General features: G+C 64.7%; 17 protein-coding genes. 14 read left to right on the forward strand and 3 right to left on the reverse strand.

What is annotated here, in order from left to right; translation table 11 throughout:
- Positions 1–119: 119 nt before the first annotated feature.
- Positions 120–2,408 carry a molybdopterin-dependent oxidoreductase gene (locus tag ACFFJ6_RS18835; protein ID WP_378390636.1) on the reverse strand — a complete coding sequence of 763 codons (2,289 nt, stop codon included), beginning with the start codon at positions 2,406–2,408 and terminating at the stop codon, positions 120–122.
- Positions 2,409–2,695: 287 nt separating this feature from the next.
- On the opposite strand from ACFFJ6_RS18835, the gene ACFFJ6_RS18840 reads away from it, so the two are divergent.
- The 9 genes from ACFFJ6_RS18840 to ACFFJ6_RS18880 all read left to right on the forward strand — a co-directional run bounded on the left by ACFFJ6_RS18840 (position 2,696) and on the right by ACFFJ6_RS18880 (position 14,650).
- Entirely contained in the window at positions 2,696–3,586 is an 891-nt protein-coding gene (locus ACFFJ6_RS18840) for a LysR substrate-binding domain-containing protein (protein WP_378390638.1), read from the forward strand.
- A gap of 167 nt (positions 3,587–3,753) precedes the next feature.
- Positions 3,754–5,028 (forward strand): 4-aminobutyrate--2-oxoglutarate transaminase, encoded by a 1,275-nt coding sequence (gene gabT / locus ACFFJ6_RS18845; protein ID WP_378390640.1) that lies wholly within the window; start codon positions 3,754–3,756, stop codon positions 5,026–5,028.
- A 38-nt stretch (positions 5,029–5,066) separates the two neighbouring features.
- The gene (locus ACFFJ6_RS18850) at positions 5,067–6,518 is read left to right on the forward strand and encodes an NAD-dependent succinate-semialdehyde dehydrogenase (RefSeq protein ID WP_378390642.1); all 1,452 of its coding nucleotides are present in this window, start codon (positions 5,067–5,069) and stop codon (positions 6,516–6,518) included.
- Between the two features lie 49 nt (positions 6,519–6,567).
- Positions 6,568–7,866, forward strand: coding sequence for an ArgE/DapE family deacylase (locus ACFFJ6_RS18855; protein WP_378390644.1), 1,299 nt, complete (start codon positions 6,568–6,570; stop codon positions 7,864–7,866).
- Positions 7,866–9,455: an acetolactate synthase large subunit gene (locus tag ACFFJ6_RS18860; RefSeq protein WP_378390646.1), complete on the forward strand. Its 1,590-nt coding sequence runs from the start codon at positions 7,866–7,868 to the stop codon at positions 9,453–9,455. Before ACFFJ6_RS18855 ends, ACFFJ6_RS18860 begins: the two co-directional genes overlap by 1 nt.
- Positions 9,456–9,534: 79 nt before the next feature.
- Positions 9,535–11,124 (forward strand): ABC transporter substrate-binding protein, encoded by a 1,590-nt coding sequence (locus ACFFJ6_RS18865; protein ID WP_378390648.1) that lies wholly within the window; start codon positions 9,535–9,537, stop codon positions 11,122–11,124.
- Positions 11,121–12,143, forward strand: a complete 1,023-nt coding sequence (locus ACFFJ6_RS18870; protein ID WP_378390650.1) for an ABC transporter permease — start codon at positions 11,121–11,123, stop codon at positions 12,141–12,143. The genes ACFFJ6_RS18865 and ACFFJ6_RS18870 overlap by 4 nt, the downstream gene beginning before the upstream one ends.
- A gap of 12 nt (positions 12,144–12,155) precedes the next feature.
- Positions 12,156–12,995 carry an ABC transporter permease gene (locus tag ACFFJ6_RS18875; RefSeq protein ID WP_378390652.1) on the forward strand — a complete coding sequence of 280 codons (840 nt, stop codon included), beginning with the start codon at positions 12,156–12,158 and terminating at the stop codon, positions 12,993–12,995.
- On the forward strand, positions 12,992–14,650 hold the full coding sequence (locus tag ACFFJ6_RS18880) for an ABC transporter ATP-binding protein (protein WP_378390654.1): 1,659 nt from the start codon (positions 12,992–12,994) through the stop codon (positions 14,648–14,650). The genes ACFFJ6_RS18875 and ACFFJ6_RS18880 overlap by 4 nt, the downstream gene beginning before the upstream one ends.
- A gap of 73 nt (positions 14,651–14,723) precedes the next feature.
- Here ACFFJ6_RS18880 and ACFFJ6_RS18885 read toward each other — a convergent pair whose 3' ends face one another.
- Positions 14,724–15,632 carry an alpha/beta fold hydrolase gene (locus tag ACFFJ6_RS18885; protein ID WP_378390656.1) on the reverse strand — a complete coding sequence of 303 codons (909 nt, stop codon included), beginning with the start codon at positions 15,630–15,632 and terminating at the stop codon, positions 14,724–14,726.
- Positions 15,633–15,851: 219 nt separating this feature from the next.
- Entirely contained in the window at positions 15,852–16,850 is a 999-nt protein-coding gene (locus ACFFJ6_RS18890; RefSeq protein ID WP_378390658.1) for an AraC family transcriptional regulator, read from the reverse strand.
- A 159-nt stretch (positions 16,851–17,009) separates the two neighbouring features.
- Here ACFFJ6_RS18890 and ACFFJ6_RS18895 point away from each other — a divergent pair, with 159 nt between their 5' ends.
- From ACFFJ6_RS18895 to ACFFJ6_RS18915, 5 genes are all read left to right on the forward strand, one after another.
- On the forward strand, positions 17,010–18,701 hold the full coding sequence (locus ACFFJ6_RS18895) for an acyl-CoA synthetase (RefSeq protein ID WP_378390660.1): 1,692 nt from the start codon (positions 17,010–17,012) through the stop codon (positions 18,699–18,701).
- Positions 18,702–18,767: 66 nt separating this feature from the next.
- Positions 18,768–19,955, forward strand: coding sequence for an acetyl-CoA C-acetyltransferase (locus ACFFJ6_RS18900; RefSeq protein WP_378390662.1), 1,188 nt, complete (start codon positions 18,768–18,770; stop codon positions 19,953–19,955).
- Positions 19,956–19,967: 12 nt separating this feature from the next.
- On the forward strand, positions 19,968–21,095 hold the full coding sequence (locus tag ACFFJ6_RS18905; protein ID WP_378390664.1) for an acyl-CoA dehydrogenase family protein: 1,128 nt from the start codon (positions 19,968–19,970) through the stop codon (positions 21,093–21,095).
- 424 nt (positions 21,096–21,519) lie between these two features.
- Positions 21,520–22,110 (forward strand): hypothetical protein, encoded by a 591-nt coding sequence (locus ACFFJ6_RS18910; protein WP_378390666.1) that lies wholly within the window; start codon positions 21,520–21,522, stop codon positions 22,108–22,110.
- A 300-nt stretch (positions 22,111–22,410) separates the two neighbouring features.
- Positions 22,411–23,229, forward strand: coding sequence for a LuxR C-terminal-related transcriptional regulator (locus ACFFJ6_RS18915; RefSeq protein WP_378390668.1), 819 nt, complete (start codon positions 22,411–22,413; stop codon positions 23,227–23,229).
- Positions 23,230–23,474: the final 245 nt, after the last annotated feature.

Below are 23,474 nucleotides of genomic sequence, written 5' to 3' on the forward strand. Positions count from 1 at the left end.
CGAGCGCGGGAATGGCTCGACGCGCGGATGGAACCCGCGGCCGTTGACCTCGGAGGACTGCCGGAATGGACCGAAGTGTGTAGCTGCGGCGCGTGACCGATGCGACGCAGCCTCGTTCGTCAGTTCACCGGCGCCGGGGGATCGAAGGCACGGATTGGTGGCAGCGATCCGCTGTACTTCTCGCATTCGACGATGGTGACCTGACCCGTGCAGCCCTGGGCCAGTCGTGAAGTTCCGATATCGCGCGTCAGCACGTTCGGATTGCCGTGGACGCAGAGCGGCCGATCTCCTCCACCCGGGAGCGGGTCGTACCACGCGCCGGTCGGCAGATGGATGACGCCGGGTGCGACCTGATCCGAGATCGCCGCAGCCGCAAGGCACGCCCCGCGATCGTTGAAGAGGCGGACGATATCCCCGGCAGCGATGCCGCGCGCTGCGGCGTCGGCCGGATTGAGACGCACGACCTCGCGCCCCGCGACCTTGCTCGATTGACTGTAGCGGCCGAAATCGAGCTGGCTGTGGAGGCGCGTCGCCGGCTGGTTGGCGATCAGCGTCAGGGAATGGCGCGCGCTCGGTTGATCAGTCGGCGGCAACCAGGTCGGATGGCCGGGGCAATCCGCGTAGTTGAAGTCTGCGATGGTCTGCGAGAAAATCTCGACCCGGCCGCTCGGCGTCGGCAGTTTGCCCGCCTCGGGATCGTTTCGGAACGCCCGGAGCAGACCGCCGTCGTCTGGCTCCGAGGGTAGCGCCAGTTCGCCGCGTTGCCAGAAGTCGTCGAACGTCGGCGCGTCCCAGCCTTTTGCTCCCAGCGCCGTCCGCGTCGGCTCGTAGAGATACTCGAGCCACTGCCGGCTGTTGCGGCCTTCGGTGTACGCTTGTTCCACGCCCAGGCGACGCGCCAGCGCAGCGAAGATCTCGAAATCGTCCCGTGCTTCGCCGACGGGCGGCGCGACCTTGCGCATCGCGATCAGACGGGGATCCGTGGCGGCGGCGCCGATATCGTCGCGCTCCAGCGTCATCGTCGCCGGCAGCACGATGTCGGCGAACCGCGCCGACGGAGTCCATGCCGTCTCGTGAACGACAATCGTCTGCGGCACGTTGAAAGCGCGGCGCAGCCGGTTGATATCCTGATGATGATGGAACGGATTGCCGCCTGCCCAGTACACCAGCTTGATATCCGGATAGCGCAGCGTGCGGCCGTTGTATTCGAATGGCTGCCCGGCATTGAGTAGCATGTCGCTGATCCGTGCCACGGGGATGAAGGCGTCGATGCCGTTGCGTCCTTGCGGCATCGTCGGAATCGGCACGGCATTGACGCGGCGGCCGGTATGGCCGAGGGCACCGAGTGCGTAGTTATAGCCGCCGCCCGGCAACCCGATCTGTCCGAGCATGGCGGCGAGCACAGCGCCCATCCACACCGGCTGCTCACCGTACTGCGCGCGTTGCAGGGAATGCGACACGGTGACCAGCGTACGTCCGTTGGCCGATCGCTGCGCGAGCGCGGCGATCTCGGCGGCGTCCATGCCGGTGATCGCCGATGCCCAGCCCGCATCTTTCGGTTGGCCGTCGTCGAGCCCGAGCAGATAGCGTTCGAAGATGTCGTAGCCGGTGCAGTAGCGGGCGAGGAAGTCGCGATCGTGCAGCTTCTCGACAACCAGACTGTGCGCGAGACCGAGCATCAGCGCGACGTCGGTGCCGACTCGAATCGGAAGCCAGGTGGCGGTCGCCTGTTCAGGGAGGTCGTCGCGGAGCGGGCTGATGCAATAGAAGCGTGTGCCGCGTTGTGCCGCCTTGCGCATCGCGTCGCGTTCGACGTGCCGGCTGATGCCGCCGCTCGCCACCATCGAATTCTTCAGCGCCATGCCGCCGAATGCCAGCACCGTGTCGGTGTGCTCGCTGACCTGTTCCCAGGTAACGTTACGCCGCGACAACGCTTCGAACGAGCCCAACACATGCGGCAGGATCACCGCGGAGGCGCCCGCGCTGTAGCTGTTGACGGAACGGACATAGCCGCCGAACGCGACGTTCAAGAAACGATGGATCTGGCTCTGCGCATGGTGAAAGCGGCCGGCGCTGGCCCAGCCATAGGAGCCGCCGAAGATCGACTCAGCGCCGTAATCTGTGTGGATGCGCGATAACTCTGCGGCGAGCAGGTCGAGCACTTCGTCCCATGGCATCGCCACGAATGCCGTGTCGAAGCCGCGCGGCTCGCCGGTCTTCGAAAGCCAGCTTCGTCGCACCATCGGCCGCAGCAGCCGCGCCTTGTGCCGCAGCGCGTCGGTGAAATTGTCCAGGATCGGTGAGGGCGCGGGATCACCCGCGTCCGGCTCGACCTCCACACCATGGCCGTCCCACCGTGCAGAAAAAGCGCCCCAGTGCGAGCTGTGCGTGCTCCAGCCGTCGTTCATCTCGTTAGTCTCCATCGATCGTTTTTGGCGGCGATGATCGCGAACGGGCTAACGCCGCATTGATTGTAATCGTTCAAAATTGAGCGAAATGTCGTGGCGTCGAGCTGGACATGCGCGGCGAAGAGGAAGGTGCACATTTGTGACGGTTGCGTTGGCGTGCGACAAGAGGGAAGAGTTCGTCGGCAAACCGAACTCGATCGCGGACGAACCGGCTGGTTGCGCGTGCGTAGAGGTGACAGAGACATAATGTGCAAGCGTCGTTACACCGAACCTGCCATGCAACGCTCATGACGCGCCGTCGTTTGCCCTCGCTGATCGCACTGCGTGCCTTCGAAGCCGTCGGGCGCACCGGCAGCGTCCGCGCCGCTGGAGATGAACTCGCCGTCAGCCACACCGTGGTGTCGCGGCATTTGCAGAACCTGCAGAAATTTCTCGGTGTCGCCCTGGTGCGCGGCGAGGGCCGCGGAGTCATACTGACCGAGGCGGGGGCGAGCTTTCACGCGCAGATCTCGCAGGCGTTCGACATCATCGCACGCGCCACGACCAGCGCGCAGCCGTCGTCGCTGCCAACGCTGAATATCTGGTGCATCCCAGGCATCGCCAACCGCCTGTTGCTGTCCCGTTTGCCGGAATTGACCGGACCGCCGCGCAACTGGGAGGTGAATCTTCAGCCGACGCTGACTCACCCGGACCTGTCGCGGGCGGAGGCCGATGCCGAGATCGTCTATGCCGACGTGATCGATTCGCGCGGACCGCTGATGGCCGAAATCCTGGTGCGGCCGCGCGTATTCCCGGTCGCCAGTCCCGCCTATCTGGCGCGCTATCCGGCGATCACCAGTCTCGAAGATCTGTCGAAGATCGCTCTGATCCACGAAGAATCCACGGCGCAATGGTCGCGTTGGTTCGAACTCGCGGGCCTCGACGATCTGCCGCCGCTGCGCGGCCAGCGGCTGTGGCATGCGCATCTGGCGATTGAAGCAGCGCGGCTCGGGCAGGGGGTGGCGCTGGGAAACGACGTGCTGGTCGAGGAAGATTTGCGGTCCGGTGCGCTGGTCGAGGTGATCACGTCGTCGGTCTACATGGAGACCTATCAGCTGGTCGCGCTGAAAGAGCGCTGGGACGATCCTGAAATCGTTGCATTGCGAAATTGGCTGAAGCAGGTGCTCGCAGAGCTTTAGCGCCGTGTGGCTGCGCCTTGGGCGGTTCGCTCAACAAAGCGCCAGCATTTGCTCGCAATCGTGCAGCGTTTTTCGATTGGTGCATGGAAGTCACCAGACCGAACTTACAAGCTGATTGATTGTCCTCATTGTCGCTTTAGCGTTGTCATCAGTTCGGGAGAGAGCTGATGACGAATAGTGAATTGTTGGCGCGCAGGCAGGCGGCTGTCGTGCGGGGCGTCAGCCAGGCGACGCCGGTGTTCGCGGAGCGCGCGCTGAATAGCGAGATCTGGGACGTCGAAGGTAAGCGCTATGTTGATTTTGCCGGCGGCATCGCTGTGCTCAACACCGGCCATTGCCATCCGCGCATTGTCGCGGCGATCCGCGAGCAGCTCGACCGCTTTACGCACACCTGCTTTCAGGTGGCGCCCTATGAGGGGTACATCCGTCTCGCGGAGCGGCTGAATGAGTTAGCGCCAATCAATGGCCCGCTGAAATCGATCCTGCTCAGCACCGGTGCTGAGGCGACCGAGAACGCCGTGAAGATCGCGCGCGCCGCGACCGGGCGCAGCGGCGTCATCGCTTTCACCGGCGGCTTCCATGGCCGTACCGCGTTCGCCTCGGCGATGACCGGCAAGGTCATTCCCTACAAGAAGGCGCTGGGTCCGCCGCTGCCGGGCGTCTGGCACGTGCCGTTTCCGGTGGCTGGTAGTGACGTGACGGTCGAGGATGCACTGCGCTGCGTGTCGTTCATTTTCAAGGCCGATATCGATGCGTCGCAGGTCGCTGCGATCATCATCGAGCCGGTGCAGGGCGAGGGCGGATTCCATCAGGCGCCGCCGGAGCTGATGCGCGGCCTGCGCCGGCTCTGCGACGAAAACGGCATCGTGCTGATCGCCGACGAAGTGCAGACAGGGTTCGGCCGGACCGGCAAGATGTTCGCGATGGAGCACTACGACGTTCAGGCCGATATCGTCTGTGTCGCCAAGAGCCTCGCCGGCGGTCTGCCGCTGTCGGGCGTGATCGGACGCGCCGCGATCATGGACGCCGCCGAACCGGGTGGCCTTGGCGGCACCTATGCGGGCAATCCGCTGGCCTGCGCGGCGGCGCTCGCAGTGCTTGACGTGTTCGAAGAGGAGAATTTGATCGCGCGTGCGAACCAGATCGGCGAGCGGCTGCGCAACGCGATCGATCGCTTCGCGCTGTCCAACACGCTGGTGCCGACCTCGGTCGCGCGTGGTCCGGGCGCCATGGTCGCGTTCGACATTCTCAAGCAGCGCGGCAGCAACGAGCCGGATGCCGAGGCGACCAAGCGGGTAACGCGGCTGGCGCACGAGAATGGCCTGATTCTGCTGTCGTGCGGCACCGCCGCCAACACCATTCGCATCCTGGTGCCGCTGACTGCCTCGGACGCGATCGTCGACGAGGGGCTGGCGATCCTGGAGCGTTGCCTCGCTGCTTAGTTGAAGGGCGCGTCCGCGCCGAGACGGGACTATTCATGATGCTGATGCCGAGTGATCCTGGCCTGTTGGCCGAACGCTGCCTGGTCGGCGGCAAGTGGTGCGGCGAGCCGGTCGATGCCGTGTTGAATCCCGCGACTGGCGAGCGTATCGGCGCGGTGCCGCATTTCGGTGCGGACGAAGCCGAAGAAGCCGTGCGCGCGGCCGATATCGCGTTCCGGCAGTGGTCGAAGCTGCTTGCAAAGCAGCGCGCGACCACGCTGCGGGCGTGGTTCGATCAGATCATCGCCAATCGCGACGAGCTCGCACTGCTGTTGACGCGCGAGCAGGGCAAACCGCTCGCCGAGGCGCTGGGCGAGATCGACTACGCGGCCTCGTTCGTCGAGTTCTACGCCGAGGAAGCACGGCGCATCTACGGCGAGACGATTCCGTCGCATCGCGCCGACGCGCGCACGATGGTGATCCGTCAGCCGGTCGGCGTCGTCGCCGCGATCACGCCGTGGAATTTCCCCGCCGCGATGATCGCCCGCAAGGTCGCGCCGGCGCTCGCCGCAGGCTGCACCGTGGTGATCAAGCCCGCGCCGGAGACGCCGCTGACGGCACTGGCGCTCGGCGTCCTGGCGCAGCGCGCCGGCTTTCCGCCGGGCGTCCTCAACATCGTCACCGGCGATGCGCCGGCGATTGGCCGGGCCTGGACCGAGCATCCGACGGTGCGGGCGATCAGCTTCACCGGCTCGACCGAGGTCGGCAAGATCCTGATGCGCCAGGCGGCCTCGACCGTGAAGAAGGTCGGGCTCGAGCTCGGCGGCAACGCGCCGTTCATCGTGTTCGACGACGCAGATCTCGACGCTGCCGTCGAAGGCGTGATCACCTCGAAGTTCCGCAACATGGGGCAAACCTGCGTCTGCGCCAATCGCATCTACGCGCAGGACGGGATCTATGACGCCTTCGTCGAGAAGCTCACCGCCAAGGTCGCGACGCTCAAGGTCGGCAACGGCGTCGACGCCGGCGTGACGCAGGGCCCGCTGATTACGAAGGAGGCGATTAGCAAGGTCGAGCGTCACGTCGCCGACGCGGTCGGCAAGGGCGCCAAGGTAGTACTGGGCGGCAAGCGACATGCGCTCGGGCGCACCTTCTTCGAGCCGACTGTGCTGGCCGATGTCACCACCGAGATGCTGATCACCCGCGAAGAAACCTTCGGTCCGGTCGCGCCGGTGTATCGCTTCACCGACGAGGTCGACGTCATCGCGCAGGCCAACGACTCGCCATTCGGTCTGGCTGCTTACTTTTATGCGCGCGATCTCGGCCGGGTGTTCCGCGTCGCCGAGGCGCTGGAGTCCGGCATGGTCGGCGTCAATTCAGCGCTGCTCGGCGCCGACGTCGTGCCGTTCGGAGGCGTCAAACAATCCGGCCTCGGCCGCGAGGGCTCGCGCCACGGCATCGAGGAATATGTCGAGACCAAATACATCCTGCTCGGCGGTCTCGATCGCTGACGCTGTCATCTGCATTGCGACGACTTTCAGATCCAGGGGAGACCGAGGCGTGACGACTGGGACATTGACGAAATCGGATGCGATCACCGAGAGCCTGCGGGCCGCCGTCGATCGCAACTTCGACGATCAGGTCGCGTTTCTGCAGCGCATGGTGCAGTTCCGCAGTATCCGCGGTGAAGAGGCGCCGCAGCAGGCGTGGCTGGCGCAGCAATTCGCTGATCGCGGCTACAAGGTCGATACGTTCAGTCTCGCCGATGTCGATATCGCCAGCCATCCGAAGGCGGCGCCGATGGATACGATCGATCCCGCCGGCTCGATGCAGGTCGTCGCTACCGCGGAGAGCGACGGCAAGGGCCGCAGCCTGATCCTGCAGGGCCATATCGACGTGGTGCCGGAAGGGCCGGTCGATCTGTGGAGCGATCCGCCCTATGAGGCCAAGGTCCACGACGGCTGGATGATCGGCCGCGGTGCGCAGGACATGAAGGGTGGCGTGTCGGCGATGATCTTCGCGCTGGATGCGATCCGCGCCGCCGGCTACGCGCCCGATGCACGCGTGCATGTGCAGACGGTGACCGAAGAGGAAAGCACCGGCAACGGCGCGCTCTCGACGCTTATGCGCGGCTATCGCGCCGATGCCTGCCTGATCCCCGAGCCGACCGGTCACACGCTGACGCGCGCTCAAGTTGGTGCGATCTGGTTCAGGCTGCGGGTGCGCGGCACGCCGGTGCACGTCGCCTATTCGGAGACCGGCACCAGCGCCATCCTGTCGGCGATGCATCTGATCCGCGCCTTCGAGGAATACACCAAGACGCTGAACGCGGCGGCCGTGCGCGATCCGTGGTTCGGCCAGATCAAGAATCCAATCAAGTTCAATGTCGGCATCATCAAGGGCGGCGACTGGGCGAGCTCGACCGCGGCGTGGTGTGAACTCGACTGCCGGCTCGGCCTGCTGACCGGCGATACGCCGCAGGAAGCGATGCGTGGCATCGAGAAATGCCTCGCCGATGCGCAGGCGACCGACAGCTTCCTCTCGGAAAATCCGGCCGAACTGATCTGGAGCGGCTTCCAGGCCGATCCGGCGGTGTGCGAACCGGGCAGCGAGGCCGAAGCCGTGCTCACCAATGCGCACCAGGCCGCATTCAAAGCGCCGCTCGACGCCCGCTTGTCGACGGCGGTCAACGACACCCGGTACTACTCGGTAGATTACGGCATCCCGGCGCTGTGCTACGGGCCTTATGGCGAGGGACCGCACGCGTTCAACGAACGCATCGATCTCGAAAGCCTGCGCAAGACGACGCTGAGCATCGCACTGTTCGTCGCGGAATGGTGTGGGCTGAGGAAGCTGTGATGGCAGTCGCGGCACGGGCGGCGTCCGCCACGCAATCGATGACAGGAGCAGATCGGCTTTGCGATGCGCTGTTGGCGCACGATGTCGACGTCTGCTTCGCCAATCCCGGCACGTCGGAGATGCATTTCGTGGCGGCGCTCGACCGGCAGCCGCGGCTGAAGTGTATCCTCGGGCTGTTCGAGGGCGTCGTCACCGGCGCCGCCGATGGCTATGCACGGATGACCGACCGGCCGGCCGTGACGCTGTTGCATCTCGGCCCCGGCCTCGCCAATGGCCTGGCGAACATGCACAACGCCCGACGCGCGCATTCGCGGATGATCAACATCGTCGGCGACCACGCCGTCGATCATCTGCCGCTCGATGCGCCGCTGACCAGCGACATCGACTCGCTAGCGCGGCCGATGTCGCGCTGGGTCAAACGCATCGCCGATCCGGCGCGGATCGATCAGGATGTCGCGGAGGCCTGGTCGCAGAGCATGGCGCCGGGCATCTCAACGCTGATCCTGCCCGCCGACATGGCCTGGAACGAGCACGTCTATCGCTCCCAGCCGGTGCACGGCAGACGATTGCCGCAGACGCCGCTGCAGCAGGAGACGGTGGCACGCATCGGCGCGGCGATCCGCACCAGGCGCAAGGTGGTGCTGGTGCTCACCGGCGCCGCGCTGCGTGAGCGGCCGCTGCTGATCGCCGACAATATTCGCCGCAGTGCCGGCGTGGAGGTCTACGCGCAGGGTACCAACGGCCGGATCGAACGCGGCCGCGGCCGCGCGCCGATCGCTAAGATGTCGATGATGCACGAAGTCGGCCTCGACATGCTGCGCGACGTCGACATGGTGGTGCTGATCGGCGCCAAGGAGCCGGTGTCGTTCTTCGCCTATCCGAACCGGCCGGGCCGCTTGACGCCGCCGACCTGCGAGATCGTCCAGCTCGCCGCACCCGATCAGGATCTGGTGCAGGCGCTGGAATGGCTGGCTGACGAAGTGAACGCGCCGAGCGAGCCGGTCGCGACCAAGCCGTTCGCCGTCGCTGCGCCGGCTGCCGGTGCTGGCGACGCGCTGACGGTCGACATGGTCAACCGCCTGGTCGCGGCGCGGCTGCCGGAGCAGGCGATCGTGTGCGACGAGGCGCTGACCTCGTCGGGCTTCTTCGAATATTCCTACGACGCGGCGCCGCACGATTATCTGCAGATCACCGGCGGGGCGATCGGGATCGGCATTCCGATGGCGGCCGGCGCTGCTGTCGCGTGCCCGGACCGCAAGGTCATCAACCTGCAGGCGGACGGCAGCGGCATGTACACGGTGCAGGGGCTGTGGACCCACGCCCGTGAGAACCTCGACGTGCTGACCATCGTCTTCTCGAACCGCTCCTATGCGACGCTCTGGGGCGAGATGAGCAAGGTCGGCGCGCAGAATCCGGGCCGCAACGCGCAGCGCATGCTGCAGCTCGATCAGCCCGAACTCGACTGGACCAAGATGGCGCAGGGCCTCGGCGTCGAAGCCAGCCGTGCCACCACGCTGTCCGAATTCACGCGGGCGCTCGATGCGGCGCTGTCGCGACGTGGTCCGTCTCTCATCGAGGCGATCGTCTGATGCGGCGACTGCCTTCATCACGATCAGCGACGTCCTGGACGAATGATCAGTTTCAACTTCTTGTAACGCGGGGGATGGCATGAACAGACGTGAATTCGCCAAATTGGGCCTGATGGCCGGCGCGCTCGGCATCGGCGGCATCCCGCTGGGGATCACGCGGGCGGCGGGGCAGACCAAGGGTGGCACGCTCAATACCATCATTCAGCCTGAGCCGCCGATCCTGGTGACTGCACTGAACCAGCAGCAGCCGACGCTGACGCTCGGCGGCAAGATCTACGAGAGCCTGCTGCGCTACGATTTCGACCTCAAGCCGCTGCCGGGCCTCGCGCAGTCGTGGGACGTGTCGCCGGACAAGCTCACCTACACCTTCAAGCTGTTCCCCAACATCACCTTCCACGACGGCACGCCGCTGACCTCGGAAGACGTGGTGTTTTCGATCACGAAGATCCTGATGGAAAACCATGCGCGGGCGCGCAACACCTTCTCGCGTATTGAGAAGGCCGAGGCGCCGGACCCGCTCACCGTGGTGTTCAAGCTGAAGACGCCTTTCGCGCCGTTCCTGACGGCCTTCGATTGCACCACGGCGCCGATCGTGCCGAAGCACATCTACGACGGCACCGACTATCGCAAGAACCCGGCCAATGCGAAGGCGATCGGCTCCGGCCCGTTCAAGCTGAAGGAGTGGGTGCGCGGCTCGCACGTCCACCTCGTGAAGCACGAAGGCTATTATCGTCCGGGCGAGCCGTATCTCGACGAGATCATCTATCGGGTCATTCCGGACTCTGCGTCGCGTTCGGTGGCGCTCGAGCAGGGGACCGTTCAGCTCACGCAGTGGACCGACGTCGAGCTGTTCGAGGTGCCGCGGCTCTCGAAGTTGCCGAACCTCACGATGACCACGAAGGGCTACGAATTCTTCGCGCCGCATACCTGGCTGGAGATCAACAACCGCATCGCGCCGATGAACGACAAGCGGTTCCGGCAGGCCGTGATGTATGCAATCGACCGCAAGGCGCTGTTGAACCGGATCTATTTCGGCCTCGGCAAGGTCGCGACTGGCCCGGTTTCGTCGAAGACCAAGTTCTACGAAAAGGACGTCAAGAAATACGACTTCTCGCCCGACAAGGCGAAGGCGTTGCTCGATGAGATGGGGCTGAAGCCGGGCCCCGACGGCAAGCGCGTGACGATTCCGTTCCTGGTGCCGCCGTATGGCGAAACCCATCAGCGGACCGCCGAGTTCCTGCGGCAGTCGCTCGCCCGCGTCGGTATCGATCTGCAGTTGCAGGGAATCGACGTCGCCGGCTGGGCCGATAAGTTCAGTAACTGGGACTTCTCGATGACCACGACCACGGTCTATCAGTTCGGCGATCCGGCGCTCGGCGTGTCGCGGAGCTATGTTTCCTCCAATATTCGCAAGGGAATCCTGTTCTCCAACACCTGCGGCTACTCCAATCCGGAAGTCGACCGGCTGTTCGAGGAGGCCGCGGTCGCGACGTCCGACGACAAGCGACAGGAGCACTACAGCGCGTTGCAGAAGATCATGGTCGAAGAGGTGCCGGTCGCCTGGCTGCTCGAGATCGACTATCCGAACTTCATGGACAAGCGACTGAAGAACGTGATCACCACAGCAATTGGCGTGCACGACACCTTCGGGACGGTTTCGTTCGGATGAGGGCGCTGGCGCTGTCCATCGCCGGGAACCGCGGCGTGGCGGTCGCGATTGCGATCGCCCAGTGGTTAATGCGGTTTGTCGCGGTGGTCCTGGTGATCGCCACCTTCAACTTTGTGCTGGTGCATGCGGCGCCCGGAGATCCGGCGCAGGTGATGGCCGGGCAGAGCGGATCGGCCGATGAGCAGATGCTGAATCAGCTCCGCGCCGAGTACGGCCTCGACAAGCCTTACCCGGTGCAGCTCGCGATCTATCTGAAGCGGATCGTGACGCTCGATCTCGGCTATTCCTATCGGCAGCAGCGCAGCGTGCTGTCGCTGATCGCCGAGCGCCTGCCGGCAACGCTGCTGCTGACCTGCAGCGCGTTCCTGCTGTCCCTCGCGGCCGGCGTCTCGCTCGGCACTCTGGCCGGCGTGCGCGCCGGCAAATGGTCGGACACCGCCCTGACGATCGTGTCGCTGCTGCTCTACGCGATGCCGGTGTTCTGGCTCGGCCTCATGCTGGTGCTGCTGTTCTCGGTGAAGCTCGATTGGCTGCCGGCGTTCGGTTACGTCAGCATCGGCGTGCCGATGACGCCGTTCGAACGCATGCGGGACATCGCGGCCCATATGGTGCTGCCGGTTGTGTCGCTGGGCGCCGTGCTGATGGCGATCTATGCGCGGCTGATGCGGTCCGCCATCATCGACGTCGCGCATCAGGACTTCATCAAGACGGCGCGGGCCAAGGGGCTGAAGCGCGGTCAGATCATCATGCGCCACATGCTGCGCAACGCCGTGCTGCCGGTCGTCACCGTTGCCGGCATGCAGGCCGGCACGCTGGTCGGCGGTTCAGTGGTGATCGAAACCGTGTTTGCGTGGCCGGGCCTCGGCCGGCTGACCTTCGATGCCGTGTTGCAGCGCGACTACCCGCTGATGCTCGGCATCTTCCTGGTGATGTCGGTGATCGTCATTCTGCTGAACTTCGTCACCGACACGATTTATCGGATCGTCGATCCGCGCGTGTCGCTGCGTGCGGCGTCCTGAGGGAGGTTGGGAATGGACAGGCTGAAGACGTTCCTGCGTCACCCGACCGGCATGATCGGGCTGATCATTCTGCTGGCCGTGGTGATCCTCGCGATCTGCGCGCCGACGCTGTTTCCGGACGATCCGTGGGAGATGGTCGCGGCGCCGTTCCAGCCGCCGGCCAGCGAAGGTCTGCCGCTCGGCTCGGACATGCTCGGGCGTAACGTCGCCGCCGGCATTGCCTACGGTGCGCGGGTCTCGCTGACGATCGGCGTCGCATCGACGCTCGCCGCGCTGTGCATCGGCGTGACGATCGGCGCGATCGCCGGCTATTTCGGTGGCAAGGTCGATGATCTGATGATGCGGATCACGGAGCTGTTCCAAACCATTCCGGGCTTCATACTTGCCATCCTGCTGGTCGCGACGATCGGACCGACGCTGACCAACGTCATCATCTCGATCGGTGCCGTGAGCTGGCCGCCATTGGCGCGGCTGACGCGAGCCGAGTTCATGCGACTGCGCGGCCGCGAGTTCGTGCAGGCGGCGGTCTGCCAGGGCCAGGCGCCGCTGATGGTGGCGCTACGCCACATCCTGCCCAACGCGATTTCGCCGATCATCGTCACCGGTTCGCTGACCATCGCGACCGCGATCCTGATCGAGAGCGCGCTGAGCTTCATGGGGCTCGGCGATCCCAATCTGATGTCATGGGGCCTGATGATCGGTGCGTCGCGCACGGTGATCCGGCAGGCGTGGTGGATGAGCGTGTTTCCCGGCGTCGCCATCCTGCTCACCGTGCTGGCGATCAATCTCGTCGGCGAGGGCCTCAACGACACGCTGAACCCGCGCATTGCGCGAAAGGTGCGCAACGCATGAGCGACGATATCCTGCTGTCCGTCGAGGGTTTGTCGGTCGAGCTGCCGCAGGGAGGCGATCGTAGCCACGCCGTCTCGGATGTGTCGTTGAGCGTGGGCCGCAACGAGATCGTCTGCCTGGTCGGTGAATCCGGTTCGGGCAAATCGATCACCGCGCATGCGGTGCTCGGCCTGCTGCCGCCGAGTCTCGAGATCGGCACCGGCACGATCCGGTTTCGTGGTCAGGATCTCGCCCACGCCGACGAAGACACCATGCGCGGCCTACGTGGCGGGGCGATCTCGATGATCTTCCAGGAGCCGCTCAGCGCGCTCAATCCGCTGGCGCGGGTCGGCCAGCAGATCGCCGAGGCGATCCTGGTGCACGCTGCGCCGCGCCCCAGCCGCGCCGAGCTGGATGCGCGGGTGCTGGAACTGATCGGAGCGGTCGGCCTGCCGGACCCGGCGACGCTGGTGCGCAGCTATCCGTTCCAGCTCTCCGGCGGACAGCGTCAGCGCGTGATGATCGCGATGGCGATGGCCAACAATCCGGCGCTGTTGCTCGCCGACGAGCCGACCACCGCGCTCGACGTCACGACCCAGAAGCAGATCCTGGCGTTGATCCGCCGCCTGCAGGCCGAGCGCGGCATGGGCGTGTTGTTCATCACCCACGATTTCGGCGTGGTCGCCGACATCGCCGACCGGGTCGTGGTGATGCGTAACGGCCGCGTGGTCGAGCAGGGCAGCGTCGACGAAGTTCTGCGGCGCCCGAAGGACGACTACACCAAGGCGCTGATCGCCGCCGTGCCGGGCTCGCGACCTGCATCGGAGGTCGATCGCAAGATCGACGGCGAGCCGCTGCTCGACGCGCACGGGCTGAACAAGACCTTCGTCACCGGGCAGGGCCTGTTCCGGCCCGATCGTACGACGGTCGCGGTGCGCGACGTCGCGCTCAGCCTGCGGCCGCGCGAGACGGTCGCGGTGGTCGGCGAGTCCGGCTCCGGCAAATCGACGCTCGGCCGCATCATCATGCGACTGATCGAGCCCGATACCGGCGCGATCGAGTTTGCAGGTGCGGATTTCCTTCAGCTCCGCGGCAGCCAATTGCGGGCGATGCGCCGCAAGGTGCAGATCGTGTTCCAGGATCCGTTCGCGGCGCTCGATCCGCGGCAGAAGGTTGGCGATGCGATCGCCCGCGGGCCGATGGCCTATGGCGCTCCGCCGGCGGAGGCGATGGCCGACGCGAAGCGCCTGCTGGCGCGCGTGGGCCTGGAGGCCAGCGCGGCCGAGCGCTATCCGCACGAGTTCTCCGGCGGCCAGCGTCAGCGCATCTGCATCGCGCGTGCGCTGGCGCTGAAGCCGATGGTGCTGGTGGCGGACGAGGCGGTGTCGGCGCTCGACGTGTCGGTGCAGGCTCAGATTCTCGATCTGCTGGCCGAACTGCGCGAGGAGATGAATCTCGCGATGCTGTTCATCACCCACGATCTGCGCGTCGCTGCGGAAATCGCCGACCGCATCGTGGTGATGCGCAGCGGCGAGATCGTCGAGCAGGGTGATACCCAATCGGTGTTCACCTCGCCGCAGCACGCCTACACCCGCGCCTTGCTGGACGCGATTCCGGGACGGAGCCTGTTCGCCGGTCCACAGGCCGTCGCCGCGCCGGACGCGATGACGGCGTAGCTGGGATGAGAGCCGAACGGAAACGGCTAGGCCAACGTCTTGCTTTGAACGCACGCGACATCTGCGTGCGGTATTAGCGCAGAGCAAGACGCGATCCCGCGCGCGCCACCACGCAGATCGCGTCGATCGCGCGTCGGTCGAGTTGTTTCGGCAAGTCATGGCCCATGCCCGAGATCGGCATGTAGGTTGCGTCCGGGATCGAAATCGCCGTGTCGCGGCCGCAGCTTTCAGGGATCAGCGGGTCATCGGTGCCGTGAATGACCAGCGTCGGCGCGGTGATCCTCTTCAACTGAGGGCGGCGATCGCCTGCCACAGCCATCGCGGCGATCTGGCGTGACTGGCCATCAGAATCGTGTCCACGCGTCGCCTCTTCCAGCAGAACGGCGCGATGGCCGTCCTCGTCGAACGGTGCGACCGTTCCGGCGATCCGGCGCGCGAAGGCGAGACGGATCGCCAGGAAGCCGTCGGGGTCGACAGATGGATCAGGTGCAGGACGCATCATCAACGCCATGATGTCCGGTGCCGCCTGGGGCAGGGCGGGGTTGCCGGTACTCGACATGATCGAGGTGAGGGAAAGAACCCGGTCGGCGTGCTCGCTCGCCAGGATCTGCGCGATCATCCCGCCCATCGATCGTCCGACGACATGAGCCCGCGCGATGCCGAGCGCGTCGAGCAGGCCGACCGCATCCATTGCCATGTCGTCCAACGTGTAGGCCACATCGGGTCTCCGCCCGGCCATCAGCGCAGCTGCGAGCGATCCAAAGTCCGGCGGTGCCGCGGCGTCGAGATGCGTCGAGCATCCGGCGTCCCGATTGTCGAAGCGGATGACGCGGTACCCTTGGGCGGCAAGGCCTTCGCAGAAGGTCCTCGTCCAGCGGATCATTTGCGTTCCCAGCCCGGCGATGAGCAGGATGACCTCGTCGCCGGGATTGCCGACCGCATCCCAGGCCAGTTCGATGCCATTGGCCTTCGCGAGGGGCATGGCGACACTCCTTCAAGGTGAGCGCCGGGCGTCGGTGACAAGCGACACTGCTTTCAGTCGCCCCCAGCCGCCGAGCTGCGCGCGGAGTTGGTAAGCCGGCCCAAGTGTCGCGTCAATTATATCCGGGTAAAAAGAAGCGGGCGGCATATCCTGAGCTTCCGATCGCTACCCTCTTTTTTCGGGCGGACCGAGGCGCGTCGATCTGCCATTGGCGAACCGCTAGGACGAACCAGCCACGGACTCGCGGCGAAAAGCCCCTGGGCTGCGCGCCATCCACTTCTTGAAGGCGCGGTGAAAGGCGCTGGGTTCGGCGAAGCCGAGGTCGGCGGCGATGTCGCCCACCGGCTTCTGGTTCTCCGCGAGCCAGCGGATGGCGAGCGCGCGGCGGATCTCATCCTTGATGGTCTGGTAGGTCTGCCCTTCGGCGCGCAGCCGGCGGCGCAGCGTCGAAGCGGGGATCTTCATCTGCTTGGCCAGCGTCTCGAAGTTCGGCCATGCCGTGGGCGGTTTTGCGCGCAGCGTGGTGCGGATCGCGGCCGTCAACGTCGCATCATGGCGGTAGCGCACCAGAATGTTTGCGGGTGCCCGGCGCAGAAACTCTTTCAGCGCCCGCTCGGTGCGGTTGGTGCGCAGCGCCAGAAACCGCGCGTCGAACACCAGCGCGCTTTCCGGCTGGCCGAACCGCACCGGCGCGCCGAAGAACGAGCGATAATCGGCCGCGACCGCAGGCGGGCCGCAGGCGAAATCGACCCGGCGCAGCGGCAGCCGCCGGCCGACCAGCCAGCAGGCGACGCCGTGCACCACGATCCAGAAGGTGCGATAGGCGAAGGCCGAGCGCGGCGCGGTCTTATCGCGCAACACGATGCGGGCGAGTTCGCCCTCGATCCGCAGCTCACCGGCCGGATCGTCCAAAGCCACCTTCAGGAAGCGCAGTGCACGGTTCAGGGCCTGTTGCAGCGTGTCGGCATTGAGCACCGCGTGGCACAGCAGCGTGAACGAGCCCGGGCGCATCGGTCGACCGCCGAGGCCGAAGAATTCGTCGTCCATCGCGGCCGCGACGGCGAGCCATAGCGCGCCGAACTGGGCAGCCGAGACACGCTCGCGCACCACCTCAGGCAGCCCGGCGGCTGCGAAGATCGGTCCGGGAGGGATGCCCGCGCGCCGGAGACAATCGGCGACCTCCTCAACGAACAGAGGCGAAATCGTCCGCCGCTCCATTCGTCATCCTCCGCAAAAGTGGCAAAACCGATCACATTTCTAGGTCAGTTTGGTCCTGGAAAGCCACAGGGCTGCGCAGCTTAATCCGCAACCACGAGTCCACTCGCGTCAGATCCTCGTGCGCGGCGAGGGCAAAGAGAAAACAAGGGAAGAAACGTCATGAGCAACGACCAGCGCCCGGCTGCCACCGAAGATTATGCCGATGCCCTTGCGCGGTTTCGCCGCGAGGATCTTGAAGCGCTGTTCGACGGCGACTTCGCGACCGGCATCAACGTCTGCGTCGAATGCTGCGACCGTCATGCGGCGGGCGGCGGCATAGCGCTCGATTGGGAGAGCCAGGACGGCCGCACGGCCTCCTTCAGCTTCGCCCAGATGAAAGACTACGCCGCGCGGGTCGCCAATCTGTTGGTCGCGCAGGGCGTGAAGCCGGGCGACGTGGTCGCCGGCATGTTACCGCGGACGCCCGAACTGCTGGCGCTGATCCTCGGCACCTGGCGGGCCGGCGCGGTGTATCAGCCGCTGTTCACTGCGTTCGGTCCCAAGGCAATAGAGCATCGCTTGAAAATGAGCGGCGCCAAGCTGGTCGTCACCGATCTCGCCAACCGCGCCAAGCTCGCCGACGTCGCCGATTGCCCGACCGTGGCGATCGTGACCCGGCCCGGCGAGAGCGCGCCGCTCGGCGATCTGGATCTCCACGCCGAACTCGCGGCTCAATCGACCTCGTTCGAGCCGGTGCTGCGCAAGGGCACGGACCTGTTCCTGATGATGTCGACCTCCGGCACCACCGGCCTGCCGAAGGGCGTGCCGGTGCCGATCAACGCGCTGCCGGCGTTCTATTCGTACATGCGCGATGCGGTCGACCTGCGCGCCGGCGATATCTTCTGGAACATCGCCGATCCGGGTTGGGCCTATGGCCTGTACTACGCGGTGACTGGTCCGCTGCTGCTCGGCCATGCCACCACCTTCTACGATGGCCCCTTCACGGCCGAGAGCACTTACGGCCTGATCAAGCGCCGCGGCATCACCAACCTGGCCGGCGCCCCGACGGCGTATCGGTTGCTGATCGCAGCGGGGCCGGAGGCAGCAGCACCTGTGAACGGACAGCTTCGCGTGGTCAGCAGTGCCGGTGAGCCGCTCAATCCGGAAGTGATCCGCTGGTTCGCCGAGCACCTCGCCACGCCGATCCACGATCACTACGGGCAGACCGAACTCGGCATGGTGGTCAATAATCATCACCGGCTACGCCACACCGTGCATCCGGGCTCTGCGGGGCTCGCGATGCCGGGCTTCCGCGTCGCGGTGCTCGACGAGCAGAGCAAGGAGCTGCCACCCAATGTTCCGGGCGTCCTCAGCGTGGATCTGGCGCGCTCGCCGCTGATGTGGTTCTCCGGTTACTGGCAGCAGGAGACCCCGGCGATCGAAGGTGGTTACTACCGCACCGGCGACACCGTGGAGCTCGAACCCGACGGGTCGATCAGTTTCGTCGGTCGCGCCGACGACGTCATTACCTCGTCGGGCTATCGGATCGGTCCGTTCGATGTCGAAAGCGCGCTGATCGAGCACGCCGCGGTGATCGAGGCGGCGGTGATCGGCAAGCCTGATCCCGAGCGCACCGAGATCGTGAAAGCCTATGTGGTGCTCGCCAAGGACGTGACGCCAACTGAGGCGCTGGCCGAGGAGTTGCGCCAATATGTCAAGAAGCGGCTCTCCGCGCACGCCTATCCGCGCGAGATCGAGTTCCTGGAGCAGCTGCCGAAGACACCGAGCGGCAAGCTGCAGCGCTTCATCCTGCGTAAGCGCGATGCCGATCTGGTGCGCGAGGCGCAGGGGGCTTCATCGTCCGCAGCCTGAGACACTAACCAAGCGTCGCTCGTTTCACATCGCGATCAAACAAACCAAGATGCAGGGAGAACTCCCATGACCCACGATCCTATTGTTATCGTCGGCTCAGCCCGCACCCCGATGGGCGGCTTTCAGGGTGAGTTGAAGGATGCCACCGCATCCCAGCTCGGCGCGGCTGCGATTTCGGCCGCGGTCGAGCGTGCCGGCTTGAAGCCAGATGCGATCGACGAAGTCGTGTTCGGCTGTGTCCTGCCGGCAGGGCAGGGACAGGCCCCGGCGCGGCAGGCCTCGCTCGGCGCCGGCCTGCCGCTCTCGGCGGGCTGCACGACCATCAACAAGATGTGTGGCTCCGGCATGAAGGCGGCGATGCTGGCGCATGATCTGCTGATCGCCGGCAGTGCGACCGTCGCGGTCGCAGGCGGCATGGAGAGCATGACCAACGCGCCGTATCTGCTCGACCGCGCCCGCGGCGGCTATCGCATGGGCCACGGCCGGGTGATCGATCACATGTTCCTCGACGGACTCGAAGACGCCTACGACAAGGGCCGGCTGATGGGCACCTTCGCCGAGGACTGTGCGCAGAGCTATCAGTTCACCCGCGAAGCCCAGGATAACTTCGCCATCACCTCGTTGACCCGCGCCCAGGCCGCCATCAAGGACGGCTCGTTCGCGGGCGAAATCACGCCGGTGACGCTGAAGGCCGGCAAGTCGGACATCACCGTCACCACCGACGAGCAGCCGCTGAAGGCTAAGCTCGACAAGATCCCGACGTTGAAGCCGGCGTTCCGCGAGGGCGGTACGGTCACGGCGGCGAACTCGTCGTCGATCTCCGATGGTGCCGCGGCGCTTGTGCTGATGCGCCGTTCCGAAGCCGACAAGCGTGGCCTGAAGCCGCTGGCCGCGATCGTCGGGCATTCCACCCACGCGCATGAACCGGCGCTGTTCGCCACCGCGCCGATCGGCGCGATCCGGACGTTGAGCGAGCGTACCGGCTGGAAGCTTGCCGACGTTGACCTGTTCGAAGTCAACGAGGCGTTCGCGGTGGTGGCGCTGGCGGCGATGCACGATCTCGGCCTGCCGCACGACAAGGTCAACGTCCACGGCGGCGCCTGCGCGCTCGGCCATCCGATCGGCGCTTCCGGCGCCCGCGTGCTGGTGACGCTGCTGGCGGCGCTGGAGAAGTACGACCTCAAGCGCGGTATCGCCTCGCTGTGCATCGGCGGCGGCGAGGCCACAGCCGTCGCGGTCGAGCGGCTGTCGTGAGGTGAGGGCGTCATGATCCTCAACGAGTTGCAGACCCAGATCCGCGACACCGCGCGCGACTTCGCCCGCGAGCGGCTCGCCCCCACCGCGGCAGCGCGCGACGCCGCGCATGCCTTTCCGCGCGCCGAGCTGACCGAGATGGGCCAGCTGGGCTTTCTCGGCATGCTGGTGCCGGAAGCCTATGGCGGCTCCGAGACCGGCATGGTGGCATACACGCTCGCGCTGGAAGAGATTGCGGCCGGCGACGGTGCCTGCTCGACCATCGTCAGCGTGCATTCCTCCGTCGGCTGCATGCCGATCCTGAAGTTCGGCACCGACGAGCAGAAGCAGCGCTTCCTGCCCAAGCTTGCGAGCGGCGAATGGATCGGCGGCTTTGCGCTCACCGAGCCGCAGGCCGGCTCGGATGCCTCCAATTTACGCACCACCGCGCGCCGAGACGGCGATCACTACGTCATCAACGGGGCCAAGCAGTTCATCACCTCGGGACAGAATGGCCAGCTGATCATTCTGTTCGCCGTCACCGATCCGGACGCCGGCAAGAAAGGCATTACAGCCTTCATCGTGCCGACCGACACGCCCGGCTACGAGGTCGTGCGGGTCGAGCACAAACTCGGCCAGCATTCGTCCGACACCTGCCAGCTCGCCTTCAACGATATGCGCATTCCGGCCGATCTCCGGCTCGGTGCCGAAGGCGAGGGGCTCAAGATCGCGCTGTCAAATTTGGAAGGCGGCCGGATCGGCATCGCGTCGCAGGCGGTCGGCATGGCGCGTGCCGCCTTCGAGGCGGCCCGCGACTACGCGCGCGACCGCGTGACGTTCGGCAAGCCGATCATCGAGCACCAGGCGGTGGCGTTCCGGCTCGCCGACATGGCCACCCGCATCGCCGCCGCTCGCGAGATGGTGCTGCATGCTGCCAGCCTGCGCGAGGCCGGACTGCCATGCCTGACCGAAGCCTCGATGGCCAAGCTGTTCGCTTCCGAGACCGCCGAGGCGGTGTGCTCGTCGGCGATCCAGACGCTCGGCGGCTACGGTTACTTGAAGGACTTTCCGGTCGAGCGGATCTATCGCGACGTTCGTGTCTGCCAGATCTACGAAGGTACCAGCGACGTCCAGCGGATCGTCATCTCGCGCAATCTATGAACTGCTACGGTGGTCAGCGCCCCGCCTTAGCGTGGCCACCGGTTCTTCGTCTCAGCGGAAAAAGTTGACATCTAAGTCACCAACTGGATCGACGAGAACGCCCCTCTGCTGAAGAGGAACAGAGGACGGCAGCAATCGGTCAATCGTTGCGCTACGCGATGATTTTCGTGACAGGTGTCACTCAAATCGTAGGTAAGCACGACGTGCATCAATCCGGCTACTAACAGCGGCAGGTGGCGCCGACGGCGAACGGCTACAGGGCGGTCAGGCAATTCGCCGGAATTCATCCGGCTGTCCCCAACAGCGTAACGAAATAGTTAAATTATGGTTCTCATTCCTAGTGACAACGTATCTTACTCAATGCAAGATCGAAGCCGTAGTTTCAGTAGCTGGATTTTAACCAAGATAGTGAGCGGAGCGTACCATGCCGCAAAAAGCCCTCAATACGGTTATCGTCGATCCTCAAAGTCTCATTCGGGACGTGTTGTCCTCACTGCTGCAGCCCTACTCGTTCAATATTGTCGGGGCCTTTGCGTCTATTCACAAAATCGACGATCTCCATCGAACCTCCAAGGACGTTGATCTGACTATATTGAGTGGCCAGAGTGTCGAAAACGCCCTGGTGACTGCAGAAATCATGTCCGCCGCTTATCCCGGTGGAAAGGTGTTCTTTCTGTTCGACGAACTGTCATCTGACGAAATGTGCCGCCTTTGTAGTTCGCCGATCGATGGCTGCGTTTCACTTCACGTGTCCCATGACCTGTTGATGAGATCGATTGAGTTCGTCGTCGGCGACAATGTTCGAATTTTTACTCTCGACGAGAGCCTGCCGGGTGTCGGGAACAGTGCGCGGCATCGACGGAGTGACTTTTATATCAACCAGCCCCTCGATTCATCGGGGTGGGGGAAGGATAGCTCAGTGCGTCTGGAGAGTCCTTTCTTCGGTGAGGGTGATGTTTTTAGTCGCGATTCAAATGGTTCTGTTGTCGGAAAGGGGTCTCATCGACGACATTGAAACCGTCGAGAGCTGATCGACACCGGCGAGCGCATTGATTTTGTCGATCGGAAGCATGCCAAAGCGGAGGTGTCAGGCGTTGTTTGGGATGGTGTTCGATCGTTGCCATGTCGCGATGCTGAAACGCCTCACGATTTGACGAACTAACGATCGGAAGATCTCGTCATTGTGCCCTGGTGGTTGTATGTTTGTTCTTACGCTCATGGCGGCGCGTTCAATGCGCCTCCGGGCATCGCCGGCTGGAAACGGTGTGGGAGGCTGTCTCACGATCGACGTATCTTCGGGCGGGGGTCCATCTTCATGCAGACAAGGTCGATTTCAACTGTCATCGTCGGGCCTCACAAGCTTCTGCGAGCGGGCATATCGTATCTCATCGAGGAATTTCTGTTTAATGTGGTCGCCACATTTGGTTCGATGGAAGATGCCGGGCAGAACAGGTTCGCGAACCACGATCCAGAGCTCGTGTTGATCTGCATCCAAAGCGCCGAGCGTGCGCTGAAGGACTCGGCCGAAATTCGCCAGCAATGGCCGACTTGCAAGATTGTCCTTCTGTTCGATCAGTTGCCACCCCGGCAACTTCAGAAACTTGGTCAAGCGTCGATCGACGGTTGCATTCCGCTTCGCGTGTCTCGCGAATTGTTGATCCGAACGTTGAAGCTCATCGTTTTGGGCGGCGCGCGCATCTTGATGCACGACGAGCCTTCCAAGAGCATCTCAGCGCAAAGGGAAGCGCAAGGCGAACGGCAAGCCGAGCAGTTGCACTCGATGAAGCCGAGTAGCGGGTTATCGTCGGCGACGGGTATCACGGAAGAGGTGGCGGACAACGGCGCCGAACAAAGAGAAGAATTCGCCGTCGGATTTGATCCTGTCGGATCAAATGATCAAACGACCGTTCAATCGCCTCAATTCCCGACGCTGTCTGGCAGGGAAGAGATGATCCTGGACGGACTGGTCAGGGGGTTTTCGAACAAGCAGATCGCCCGCGAATGCGGGATCACGGAGGCCACCGTCAAGGTTCATATGAAGTCGATCCTTCGGAAGATCCAGGTTTCCAATCGAACGCAGGCCGCGATATGGGCGCTCGATCGGAAGGCCGCTCTCACGTCGTCGGTGCGCTGAGGTCGTGATCTCGACCAGTTCGTCGATCGCCTGAAGAGCACCCGTTCTGATTGGCGCCGCCGCGATCCTTGCCGATGGATAGTCATGTGTTCGCCCGGCGTCGGGACCGGGACCTATCGCTTCAGGTCGTCCCGGCTCACGCGGATCACCGTAGCGGCGTCGCGACGCACTTGCGCAGGATCGTTGATCGCAACCTTTCAACCATCTGACTGCGATCGCGCAGAAACTCGCGGTCGAGAGCATCG

Source organism: Rhodopseudomonas telluris, assembly GCF_042432815.1.
Taxonomy (GTDB): domain Bacteria; phylum Pseudomonadota; class Alphaproteobacteria; order Rhizobiales; family Xanthobacteraceae; genus Rhodopseudomonas; species Rhodopseudomonas telluris.